Source organism: Enterobacter sp. WP_7_1 (genome assembly GCF_003688535.1).
GTDB lineage: Bacteria > Pseudomonadota > Gammaproteobacteria > Enterobacterales > Enterobacteriaceae > Enterobacter > Enterobacter asburiae.
Genome location: NZ_REFK01000003.1, coordinates 620,737 through 632,390 on the forward strand (window position 1 = coordinate 620,737; position 11,654 = coordinate 632,390).

General features: G+C 53.8%; 11 protein-coding genes, 1 rRNA gene and 1 other annotated feature. Of the genes, 7 read left to right on the forward strand and 5 right to left on the reverse strand.

Going from position 1 to position 11,654, the window contains the following annotated elements; all coding sequences use genetic code 11:
• Positions 1-3: 3 nt before the first annotated feature.
• The gene (locus BJ885_RS16255) at positions 4-378 is read right to left on the reverse strand and encodes a DUF2799 domain-containing protein (RefSeq protein WP_047646188.1); all 375 of its coding nucleotides are present in this window, start codon (positions 376-378) and stop codon (positions 4-6) included.
• A gap of 214 nt (positions 379-592) precedes the next feature.
• Between BJ885_RS16255 and aroF the strand changes: the two genes are divergently transcribed.
• From aroF to BJ885_RS16270, 3 genes are read left to right on the forward strand one after another with little or no spacing between them, the layout of a single operon-like run.
• Positions 593-1,663 (forward strand): 3-deoxy-7-phosphoheptulonate synthase AroF, encoded by a 1,071-nt coding sequence (gene aroF, locus BJ885_RS16260; protein ID WP_023308871.1) that lies wholly within the window; start codon positions 593-595, stop codon positions 1,661-1,663.
• 10 nt (positions 1,664-1,673) lie between these two features.
• Positions 1,674-2,795, forward strand: coding sequence for a bifunctional chorismate mutase/prephenate dehydrogenase (gene tyrA, locus BJ885_RS16265; RefSeq protein WP_121932324.1), 1,122 nt, complete (start codon positions 1,674-1,676; stop codon positions 2,793-2,795).
• A 60-nt stretch (positions 2,796-2,855) separates the two neighbouring features.
• Positions 2,856-3,728 (forward strand): SMP-30/gluconolactonase/LRE family protein, encoded by an 873-nt coding sequence (locus tag BJ885_RS16270; RefSeq protein WP_121932325.1) that lies wholly within the window; start codon positions 2,856-2,858, stop codon positions 3,726-3,728.
• Here the strand turns inward: BJ885_RS16270 and pheA are convergent.
• The 4 genes from pheA to bamD all read right to left on the reverse strand — a co-directional run bounded on the left by pheA (position 3,725) and on the right by bamD (position 6,498).
• Complete coding sequence (pheA, locus tag BJ885_RS16275; protein WP_029741028.1) at positions 3,725-4,885, reverse strand: bifunctional chorismate mutase/prephenate dehydratase; 1,161 nt, start codon at positions 4,883-4,885, stop codon at positions 3,725-3,727. The genes BJ885_RS16270 and pheA overlap by 4 nt on opposite strands.
• Before the next feature lie 30 nt (positions 4,886-4,915).
• Positions 4,916-5,041 (reverse strand) — a sequence feature (Phe leader region).
• Entirely contained in the window at positions 4,993-5,040 is a 48-nt protein-coding gene (pheL, locus tag BJ885_RS16280) for a pheA operon leader peptide PheL (RefSeq protein WP_100249759.1), read from the reverse strand. Its footprint overlaps the feature before it by 48 nt.
• Before the next feature lie 110 nt (positions 5,042-5,151).
• Positions 5,152-5,493 carry a ribosome-associated translation inhibitor RaiA gene (gene raiA, locus BJ885_RS16285; protein WP_003863162.1) on the reverse strand — a complete coding sequence of 114 codons (342 nt, stop codon included), beginning with the start codon at positions 5,491-5,493 and terminating at the stop codon, positions 5,152-5,154.
• A 267-nt stretch (positions 5,494-5,760) separates the two neighbouring features.
• Positions 5,761-6,498 (reverse strand): outer membrane protein assembly factor BamD, encoded by a 738-nt coding sequence (gene bamD / locus BJ885_RS16290; protein ID WP_121932326.1) that lies wholly within the window; start codon positions 6,496-6,498, stop codon positions 5,761-5,763.
• 131 nt (positions 6,499-6,629) lie between these two features.
• On the opposite strand from bamD, the gene rluD reads away from it, so the two are divergent.
• The 4 genes from rluD to BJ885_RS16310 form a co-directional block, all read left to right on the forward strand.
• Positions 6,630-7,610: a 23S rRNA pseudouridine(1911/1915/1917) synthase RluD gene (gene rluD, locus BJ885_RS16295; RefSeq protein WP_023308866.1), complete on the forward strand. Its 981-nt coding sequence runs from the start codon at positions 6,630-6,632 to the stop codon at positions 7,608-7,610.
• On the forward strand, positions 7,607-8,338 hold the full coding sequence (yfiH, locus tag BJ885_RS16300; protein WP_121932327.1) for a purine nucleoside phosphorylase YfiH: 732 nt from the start codon (positions 7,607-7,609) through the stop codon (positions 8,336-8,338). The genes rluD and yfiH overlap by 4 nt, the downstream gene beginning before the upstream one ends.
• A gap of 129 nt (positions 8,339-8,467) precedes the next feature.
• On the forward strand, positions 8,468-11,041 hold the full coding sequence (gene clpB / locus BJ885_RS16305; RefSeq protein ID WP_029741030.1) for an ATP-dependent chaperone ClpB: 2,574 nt from the start codon (positions 8,468-8,470) through the stop codon (positions 11,039-11,041).
• A gap of 428 nt (positions 11,042-11,469) precedes the next feature.
• Positions 11,470-11,654 (forward strand): 16S ribosomal RNA (locus BJ885_RS16310); the annotation flags it as partial.

Below are 11,654 nucleotides of genomic sequence, written 5' to 3' on the forward strand. Positions count from 1 at the left end.
AGATTAATTCAGTCTGCTGGAACGCATACTTTCATCCATCCCTTGCTGCCATGACGCACGCAGTTTTGCCGCGTTTTCGGCTGTATCGCAACTGGCAGGGAAAGATTTGCCGGCTAATCCCCAGGCGTGAATAAACCCTTCTTCGCAGACTTTCTTCTGACCGTCAGCATAGCCGCGAAGATATTCGCTACGATCAACGTGTGTGTCGTTAAAACTATCGGCCAGGGCCTGGTTATCTTTAACCGGCAGGCCATTCATGGCGTCTTCTTTACCTGCATCAAACCAGGATGGGCTGGTCCAGTCGGGCTGGAAGGTGTAAGGATTGATCTGACAGCCCGTTAAAAACAGCGACAACAGCGCGAGAGCAATTGGACGCATAGCCATTCTCCTTTTTTCTTCAGCATAGCCTGGCTAAAGAAAACCTGTCTGTAATTTAAAGTTTACGTTTTTATCGGCTGATTTTTGCAATAAATTGGCGCATGTAAAGTAATGTGTACGTATTTTGGATTGAAATGTTTACTTTTTATGGTATCGTGGTTTCACCTCATTGAGGAAAACAACTATCGCAAACGAGCTTTACAGGATCGCCATCATGCAAAAAGACGCGCTGAACAACGTACATATCACTGACGAACAGGTGTTAATCACTCCGGATCAACTGAAAGCGGAATTTCCGCTGAGCGTCGCGCAGGAGGCTCAGATCGAGCACTCTCGCCAGACCATTTCTGACATTATCGCCGGCCGCGATCCGCGCCTGCTGGTGGTATGCGGTCCTTGTTCCATTCACGATCCTGAAACCGCCATTGAATATGCTCGTCGATTTAAAGCGTTAGCGGAGGAGGTCAGCGATAGCCTCTATCTGGTGATGCGCGTCTATTTTGAGAAGCCACGTACGACCGTCGGCTGGAAAGGGTTGATTAACGATCCGCACATGGATGGCTCGTTTGATGTGGAAGCAGGCCTGAAGATTGCGCGTCGGCTGCTGGTGGAGCTGGTCAGCATGGGGCTGCCGCTGGCAACCGAAGCGCTGGACCCGAACAGCCCGCAGTACCTGGGCGATCTGTTCAGCTGGTCGGCTATTGGTGCGCGTACCACGGAATCGCAAACCCACCGCGAGATGGCGTCGGGCCTGTCGATGCCTGTTGGCTTTAAAAACGGTACCGATGGCAGCCTGGCGACGGCGATCAACGCCATGCGCGCTGCCGCCATGCCGCACCGTTTCGTCGGTATCAACCAGGCGGGCCAGGTATGTCTCCTGCAAACGCAGGGCAACCCGGACGGCCATGTGATCCTGCGCGGCGGGAAAGCACCTAACTACAGCCCGGCGGACGTGGCGCAGTGTGAAAAAGAGATGGAGCAGGCGGGACTGCGCCCGGCACTGATGGTAGATTGCAGTCATGGTAATTCAAATAAAGATTACCGTCGCCAGCCTGCGGTTGCTGAATCCGTGATCGCACAGATCAAAGATGGCAACCGTTCGATTATTGGTCTGATGATTGAGAGCAACATTCATGAAGGCAATCAGTCGTCGGAACAACCGCGTAGCGCAATGAAGCACGGCGTCTCCGTGACGGATGCCTGCATCAGCTGGGAAACCACCGATGCGCTGCTGCGTGAGATCCACAAAGATTTGAACGGCCAGCTGGCGACGCGTCTGGCTTAAGAGGTTAGTTATGGTTGCTGAATTGACCGCATTGCGCGATCAAATTGATGAAGTGGATAAGGCGCTACTGGATCTGCTGGCGCGCCGCATGGCGCTGGTTGCCGAAGTCGGTGAGGTGAAAAGCAAATACGGCCTGCCGATTTACGTCCCGGAGCGCGAAGCCTCAATGCTGGCCTCTCGTCGCAAAGAGGCCCAGGCGCTGGGCGTTTCGCCGGATTTAATTGAAGATGTTCTGCGTCGCGTGATGCGGGAATCCTATTCCAGCGAAAACGACAAGGGCTTTAAAACCCTCTGCCCGTCCCTGCGGCCGGTAGTGATTGTCGGCGGTGCAGGACAGATGGGGCGTCTGTTTGAAAAAATGCTGACGCTTTCTGGCTATCAGGTGCGCATTCTGGAAAAAGAGGACTGGGGGCATGCCCCGGAACTCATCAAAGATGCCGGGATGGTTATCGTCAGCGTGCCGATCCACGTGACGGAGCAGATCATCGAAAAGCTGCCTCCTTTACCGAAAGACTGCATCCTGGTGGATCTGGCCTCCGTCAAAAATGGTCCGCTGCAGGCGATGCTGGCTGCGCATACGGGTCCGGTGCTGGGTCTGCACCCGATGTTTGGCCCGGACAGCGGCAGCCTGGCAAAGCAGGTGGTGGTTTACTGCGACGGTCGTCAGCCGGAAGCCTACCAGTGGTTCCTGGAACAGATTCAGGTATGGGGCGCGCGGCTGCACCGCATCAGCGCGGTCGAGCACGATCAGAACATGGCGTTCATTCAGGCGCTGCGCCACTTTGCGACGTTTGCCTACGGTCTGCATCTGGCGGAAGAGAACGTGCAGCTTGAACAGCTGCTGGCACTCTCTTCACCTATCTATCGTCTGGAGCTGGCGATGGTCGGGCGCCTGTTTGCTCAGGATCCGCAGCTTTACGCGGACATTATTATGTCCTCCGAGAACAATCTGGCGCTCATCAAGCGCTACTATCAGCGCTTTGGTGAAGCCATTACGCTGCTGGAGCACGGAGACAAGCAGGCGTTTATCGACAGCTTCCGCAAGGTCGAGCACTGGTTTGGCGATTACGCTCAGCGCTTCCAGAGTGAGAGCCGGACGCTGTTGCGCCAGGCAAATGACAGTCGCCAGTAATGCGATGATGTATATACTGAAAGCCAGCAATGCTGGCTTTTTTTATTTTGGGGAACTGTCATGGCCGAACCGCAGCTGCTGTTGAATTACACCGGGCATCTGCCTGAATGCCCAACGTGGAGCGCAGAAGAGCACGCGCTCTACTGGGCCGATATTCTGGAAGGGGAGATTCACCGCTATCATCTGCCGACGGCAGAACATACCGTGCTCTCATTCCATGAGGAGGTGGGCTGCTTCGCGCTGCGCGAGCGCGGCGGGTTTATCGTCGCCATGCGTAATGGCATCTGGCTTGCCGATAAGCATGGCCTCCTGCAGCGCAAGGTGTGCGATAACCCCTCTAACCCGCAGCTCGCACGCTTTAACGACGGCGGCACCGATTCTCTTGGGCAATTCTACGCGGGCACGTTTTGGGGGCCGGGAGATTACAACGGTGCCCTGCTGATGCGCATCGACAACGACCTGACGCCGAAAGTGATCCAGTGCGATATTCACGGCCACAACGGCTTAGCGTTTAGCCCGGATAATCAATGGATGTTTACCTCAGACACGCCAAACGGCGTTATTTATCGAACGCCGCTTGATGAGAAGGGCGAACCCGGCAGGCGTGAGGTGTTTCGTCAGTTTAAAGAGGGCGAAGGGATACCGGACGGCGCTGCCATGGATGTGGAAGGCTGCTACTGGAGCGCGCTGTTTGACGGCTGGCGTATTGCACGTTTTTCTCCGCAAGGGGAGCAGCTGGAAGAATACCGCATGCCGGTGCGTTGTCCGACGATGGTCTGCTTTGGCGGCGATGACATGAAAACGCTGTTTATTACCACCACGCGGGAAAATATGGATGCGGACGAGGTGGCGAAGTATCCGCTCTCCGGAGCCATCTTCACCCTGCCGGTTGACGTGGCAGGGATGAGGAAAAGCCGGTTTATCGAACGTTAAGCCGGGTCAACCGGGACCACGTTCTCGCTCGGATAGCAGCCCAGCACCTTCATGGAGCGCGTGATCTCGCCCAGTTCGCGCAGGGCTTTCTGCATGGATGCAGATTCCAGGTTGGCCTGGATATCAAGGTAGAACATCTCTTCCCACGGATTACCATGGATCGGACGTGATTCCAGCTTCGTCATGATCAGGTTGTGATTACGCAGCACCAGCAGGGCTTCAACCAGCGCACCGGCCTGTTGGCCGGTCGCCATCAGCAGCGTGGTTTTGGCCGGCACCTGGTCAGACACATTGATTGCCTTGCGTGCCAGCACCACGAAACGGGTGATATTTTGCGTCTGGTTCGCCAGGTTGCGTTCCAGTACCTGTAAACCATACAGCGCGCCGCCCGCTTCGCTGCCGAGCGCAGCGACGGTTGGGGAGTTAGCCTGCGCCACTTTTTCCATCGCCGCTGAGGTGCTTTCGGTGTACTCAATTTTCCAGTTCGGATAGCGGTTCAGGAACTGGCTGCACTGCTGGAACGGCTGTGGATGACTGTAAACCGTTTCGATCTTGCTCAGGTCGGTTGAGCCAGAGACCAGCACGCAGTGATCGATAGGGATCGTCAGCTCACCTACCAGCGACAGGCTGGTGTGCTGCAGCAAATCGTAGACGTCGTTGATGGCGCCGGAGCTGGTGTTCTCAATCGGCACGACGGCGTAATCCGCCTGGCCGGTCTCAACCTGATTAAAAATGTCGGCAAACTTGGCACAGCCGCTCTCAATAAATTCTTCGAAATGGCGTGCGGCATACTGTCGAGCGGCCAGGTGAGAATAAGAGCCTTTCGGCCCGAGAAAGGCGATACGCGCAGAGTGCGGATTGGTTTTATTCAGATGCTGCTGGAGCAGCGCTTGCTGGGTGAGAACGGAGTCTTCGATGATGAGCTGGAACAACCGGGTGATGTAGTGGGCATCGAGGTGATGCGCTTTGCCGAGCTGAATGAGACGTTCCAGCAGATCGCGCTCGCGGTCGATATCACGTACCGGGCGATGGGAGTCCAGCTTGGCTTTGCCCACTTCAACGGCAAGGGCGCGGCGTTCGGCCAGCAGCGCCAGCAGTTTCTCATCCAGCGCGCTGATTTTTACTCGCAGATCCAGTAACGGGTTTTCCGGTGTCATAGTGTTGCCTGTCTCATTTTATCGTTATCAATAAAAAAGGCCTCCCGCTGTGGGAGGCCTTGTTGTTCGTCTTCGCATTCTTTATCACGCAACGAAACGCCTCCCAGTCAGGGGAAGGTAAAAAAGAATGCGAAGAAGAACGGCGTAAGTTTCATAAAGTCATCCTGTGATTGATACCGTTAAAGTACCCGTACTGTTTTCACCCTGTCAATAAAAAACAAAAAACGCGCCCGAAGGCGCGTTGGCGGTACACTCAATTTAAAGGATTACTCTTCTTCAACTTCTTCCGCGAAGCTGGCGTCTTTCACCGATGTTGCGGCGCGACGGGCTTCACCTTTGTGTTGCACTTTATTGAGCTGCCGTTCCAGCTTGTTGATCAAATCGTTAATAGCGGTGTACATATCCTCGTGTTTTGCGCTGGCGACCAGATGGCCGTTTGGAGTATTGATAGTTGCGTCAGCGATGAAACCCTGCGGCTCCTTGGACAGGATGATATGTGGATTAATCAAATGAGTTTGCCATTTATCCAGTTTGGCGAGACGGTCTGCGACGTGCTGGCGGATTGCCGGAGTAATTTCCATTTGTTTACTGGTAATGTTCATTGTCATAAATTTTACCTCTTGTCTTTCCGTCTTGGTGATTCCAGCATACCCGACCTAATGTCAAAATGTGTGATTTAGATCACGTTATTTTGTCGGTTTTTGTCAGGGAACCTTTTTTGTGAGGCAGGGCAGGAAGAGGTGAGATTTACCTTGTCGAAGGCAAAAATTGGGGCCATAGTTGACTGGATGTATTGAGGCTATACGCTTCAGCGACGCGCTAAAATGAATAAAAAAACGGCAGCCTTCGGGCTGCCGTTTTGCATTGGGGCAAAATCAGGTGTTGCTGCTGTTCGCGGCGATGATTTTCGCCACTTTTTCAGCCTGAGCGGTCATCTGCATCTGACGGTAAGCATTTTCCATCAGCTTCAGGCCGTCGCGCGTTGCCTGAGTATCCGGATAATCACGCAGCATACCTTCTACGCGGTTAACCACGGCAACCCATGCGCCACGACGGGTATAGTATTCCGCTACGGAGTATTCATATTTCGCCAGACGATCTTTCAGGAACACCAGACGTTTGGTGGCGTCGGTCACGTACTGACTGTTCGGATAGCCGCGCACCAGCTTGGAGAAGTCATTAAAGGCATCACGCGCATGCTGCGGGTCACGGTCGGAACGATCCACGCCGAAAAAGCCCTGCAGCGCACTGTCGTCCAGCGCCATGTTGGTGAGGCCGCGCATGTACATCACGTAGTCGATGTTAGGATGAGTCGGGTTCAGACGCATGAAACGATCGATAGTTGCCTGAGCCAGCGGCAGGTCGGCATTTTTATAGTATGCGTAGATGAGATCTAACTGTACCTGCTGCGAATATGGACCAAATGGATAGCGATTATCCAACGCTTCCAGTTGCGTTATCGCCTGTTTCCAGTTACCGTCCTGCAACTTTTGTTGTGCAGTCGCATAGATTTCATTCGGCGGATTGTCAGGGACCTTTTCATTTGAACCGGAGCAGCCCACCAAAGCCAGGCTCAACGTGGCCGCTGCCACCAGATATTTCATGCGCGTCATGACGTTTTGACTTTCCTCAAATGTTTGTCCGGGAGAAACTCTGTTCCTGCTCCCGATTAAGACCAGCTACAATAGCACACTATATTAAACGGCAAAGCCGTAAAACCCAACGTTAAACGAAGAAGCAGTTTATGGCACAACGAGTAGAACTCACCGCAACAGTCTCCGAAAATCAGCTCGGTCAACGCTTAGATCAGGCTTTGGCCGAATTGTTCCCTGATTATTCGCGTTCACGCATAAAAGAATGGATCCTTGACCAGCGCGTGCTGGTAAACGGCAAGATCTGGGACAAACCAAAAGAGAAAGTGTTAGGTGGGGAAGCTGTCGCCATCAATGCTGAAATCGAAGAGGAAATCCGCTTCGAGCCGCAGGATATCCCACTGGACATCGTCTATGAAGATGATGACATTCTGGTGATCAACAAGCCGCGCGACCTGGTTGTTCATCCGGGCGCGGGGAACCCTGACGGTACGGTACTTAACGCACTTCTCCATTATTATCCGCCGATCGCGGATGTCCCGCGCGCGGGCATCGTGCACCGTCTGGATAAAGACACCACTGGTTTGATGGTGGTGGCGAAGACCGTTCCTGCTCAGACCCGTCTGGTGGAGTCGCTGCAGCTGCGCGAAATCACCCGCGAGTATGAAGCGGTAGCCATTGGGCATATGACCTCTGGCGGAACGGTGGAAGAGCCAATCAGTCGTCACCCAACCAAACGTACCCATATGTCGGTGCATCCGATGGGTAAACCGGCTGTGACGCACTATCGCATTATGGAGCACTTCCGTATTCATACGCGCCTGCGTCTGCGTCTGGAAACCGGACGTACTCACCAGATCCGCGTGCATATGGCCCACATTACCCATCCGCTGGTAGGGGATCAGGTATACGGTGGCCGCCCGCGTCCACCTAAAGGCGCATCGGATGAGTTCATCAGCGTATTGCGTAAATTCGATCGTCAGGCGCTGCACGCGACCATGCTGCGTCTTTACCACCCTATCACCGGTATTCAGATGGAGTGGCATGCGCCTATCCCGCAGGATATGGTGGATCTTATCGACGCCATGCGTGCTGATTTCGAAGAACATAAGGATCAAGTGGACTGGTTATGACCAAACTGATTGTCCCGGAGTGGCCATTGCCTGCTGGCGTGGCTGCCTGTAGTTCAACCCGTATTGGCGGTGTTAGCCAGGGCGCTTGGGAGTCTATGAACCTCGGTGCGCACTGTGGCGACAACCTGGAACACGTTGAAGAGAACCGCAGGCGTCTGTTTGCTGCGGGGAACTTGCCGTCGAAACCGGTCTGGCTGGAACAGGTTCATGGTAACGAGGTGCTGAAGTTGACGGGGGAACCCTATGCTTCTAAACGCGCTGATGCCTCTTACAGTAATACTCCGGGAACCGTTTGTGCCGTGATGACCGCCGATTGTCTGCCGGTTCTGTTCAGTAACCGTGCAGGTACCGAGGTGGCAGCAGCACACGCGGGCTGGCGTGGTCTGTGTGAAGGCGTGCTCGAAGAAACAGTCGCTTGCTTTAACGATGAGCCTGCCAATATTATGGCCTGGCTTGGCCCGGCCATTGGTCCTCGCGCTTTTGAAGTGGGGCCAGAGGTTCGCGAAGCCTTTATGGAAAAAGATCCGCAATCGGTTGAAGCCTTCCTGCCTTCGGGGGATAAATATCTGGCCGATATTTACCAGCTCGCCCGCCAGCGCCTGAACAACGTTGGCGTGTCGCAGATCTTCGGCGGCGATCGCTGCACATTCACCGAAAAGGGTGATTTTTTCTCCTATCGCCGCGACAAGACCACGGGGCGTATGGCAAGTTTCATTTGGCTGATATAACCTAAAGAATCAAGACGATCCGGTACGTGCCGTTTTCTTTTCACATAATTCAGGTCATTAACCTTGAATAATTGAGGGATGACCTCATTTAATCTCCAGTAGCAAATTTGACCTGTTATGGGAGGAGTTATGCGTCTGGATCGTCTTACTAATAAATTCCAGCTTGCTCTCGCCGATGCCCAGTCCCTCGCACTGGGGCACGACAACCAATTTATCGAACCTCTTCATTTAATGAGCGCCTTGCTGAATCAGGAAGGGGGATCGGTACGTCCTTTATTAACGTCCGCTGGCATTAATGCTGGCCAGTTACGCACCGCTATCGATCAGGCGCTGAGCCGTCTGCCGCAGGTAGAAGGTACCGGCGGCGACGTTCAGCCGTCGCAGGATCTGGTACGCGCGCTGAACCTTTGCGACAAGCTGGCGCAAAAACGTGGGGACAACTTTATTTCGTCAGAGCTGTTTGTTCTGGCGGCGCTTGAATCACGCGGCACCTTGACCGACCTGCTGAAATCTGCCGGCGCGACCACCGCCAATGTGACTCAGGCGATTGAGAAAATGCGCGGAGGTGAAAGCGTGAACGATCAGGGAGCCGAAGACCAACGTCAGGCTTTGAAGAAATTTACGGTCGATCTGACCGAGCGTGCTGAGCAGGGCAAACTTGACCCGGTTATCGGCCGTGATGAAGAAATCCGCCGTACGATTCAGGTACTGCAACGTCGTACCAAGAACAACCCGGTGCTGATTGGTGAACCTGGTGTCGGTAAAACTGCCATTGTTGAAGGGCTGGCGCAGCGTATCGTCAACGGTGAAGTGCCGGAAGGCCTGAAAGGCCGCCGCGTACTGGCACTGGATATGGGCGCGCTGGTGGCCGGTGCGAAATACCGCGGCGAGTTCGAAGAGCGTCTCAAAGGCGTGCTTAACGACCTGGCGAAGCAGGAAGGCAACGTTATCCTGTTTATCGACGAACTGCACACCATGGTCGGTGCGGGTAAAGCGGACGGCGCGATGGATGCCGGGAACATGCTGAAACCTGCGCTGGCGCGTGGTGAACTTCACTGCGTCGGTGCCACCACGCTTGACGAGTATCGTCAGTACATTGAGAAAGATGCTGCGCTGGAACGTCGTTTCCAGAAAGTGTTTGTTGCTGAGCCAAGCGTTGAAGATACCATCGCGATCCTGCGTGGTCTGAAAGAGCGCTATGAACTGCACCACCATGTGCAGATCACTGACCCGGCTATCGTTGCGGCGGCGACGCTTTCACATCGTTATATCGCCGATCGCCAGCTGCCGGATAAAGCGATCGACCTGATTGATGAAGCAGCTTCGAGCATTCGTATGCAGATTGACTCGAAACCGGAAGAGCTGGATAGACTCGACCGACGCATCATTCAGCTCAAGCTGGAACAGCAGGCGCTGAAGAAAGAGTCTGATGAAGCCAGTAAGAAACGCCTGGATATGCTCAATGAAGAACTGGACGATAAAGAGCGCCAGTACTCTGAGCTGGAAGAAGAGTGGAAAGCCGAGAAAGCGTCCCTTTCCGGCACTCAGACCATTAAAGCTGAACTCGAACAGGCCAAAATTGCCATAGAGCAGGCTCGCCGTGTCGGCGATCTGGCGCGGATGTCTGAACTGCAGTACGGCAAAATTCCTGAGCTGGAAAAACAGCTTGAGATAGCGACGCAGTCAGAAGGGAAAACGATGCGTCTGTTACGTAATAAGGTGACGGATGCAGAAATCGCGGAAGTGCTTGCTCGCTGGACCGGTATTCCGGTGGCGCGCATGCTGGAAGGCGAGCGTGAAAAACTGCTGCGCATGGAGCAAGATCTCCATAATCGGGTGATTGGCCAGAACGAAGCGGTTGAAGCGGTATCGAACGCTATTCGTCGTAGCCGTGCAGGGCTGTCCGATCCAAACCGTCCGATTGGTTCGTTCCTGTTCCTGGGGCCGACAGGGGTCGGTAAAACCGAGCTGTGTAAAGCGCTGGCTAACTTTATGTTCGACAGCGACGATGCGATGGTACGTATCGACATGTCCGAGTTTATGGAAAAACACTCCGTCTCACGTCTGGTCGGCGCGCCTCCGGGATACGTAGGTTATGAAGAAGGGGGGTACCTGACGGAAGCGGTTCGCCGTCGCCCTTATTCCGTCATCTTGCTGGATGAGGTGGAAAAAGCGCACCCTGATGTGTTCAACATCCTGCTTCAGGTGCTGGATGATGGCCGTCTGACCGACGGGCAGGGGAGAACGGTCGACTTCCGTAATACGGTTGTCATCATGACCTCGAACCTGGGTTCCGATTTGATTCAGGAACGTTTCGGCGAACTGGATTACGGTCATATGAAGGATCTGGTACTCGGTGTGGTCAGCCATAACTTCCGTCCTGAGTTCATCAACCGTATTGATGAAGTGGTGGTATTCCATCCTCTGGGTGAGAAACATATTGCGTCGATTGCGCAGATCCAGCTGCAGCGTCTGTACAAACGTCTGGAAGAGCGTGGGTATGAAATTCACATTTCCGACGAGGCGCTGAAGCTGCTGAGCGAGAATGGTTACGATCCGGTGTACGGTGCGCGTCCATTAAAACGTGCTATCCAGCAGCAGATCGAAAACCCGCTGGCGCAGCAGATCCTCTCCGGAGAGTTGATTCCGGGCAAAGTTATCCGTCTGGAAGCCAACGACGATCGCATTGTGGCAGTGCAGTAAGTCACAAAACGCAAAAACGAGCCGCTTGCGGCTCGTTTTTGTTTAAAAACCAGGCGAAAATTGAGGTCTGGAGTTGGTTTTGCCTGGAAAGTGAGCAGTCAGTAAATAAATTTCACTTTATCCTTGCAGGTTCGGAATTACTCCCTATAATGCGCCTCCACTGACACGGAACAACGGCACACACGCCGCCGGGTCAGCAGAGAATAGCGAAAATAAACGCTTGACTCTGAAGCGGGAAAGCGTAATATGCACACCCCGCGCCGCAGCGAAAAGCGAAGCGGCACTGCTCTTTAACAATTTATCAGACAATCTGTGTGGGCACTCAAAGTGACATGGATTCTTAATGTCTTCGGACAATAAATGAATACCAAGTCTCTGAGTGAACATACGTAATTCATTACGAAGTTTAATTCACGAGCATCAAACTTAAATTGAAGAGTTTGATCATGGCTCAGATTGAACGCTGGCGGCAGGCCTAACACATGCAAGTCGAGCGGTAGCACAGAGAGCTTGCTCTCGGGTGACGAGCGGCGGACGGGTGAGTAATGTCTGGGAAACTGCCTGATGGAGGGGGATAACTACTGGAAACGGTAGCTAATACCGCATAACGTCG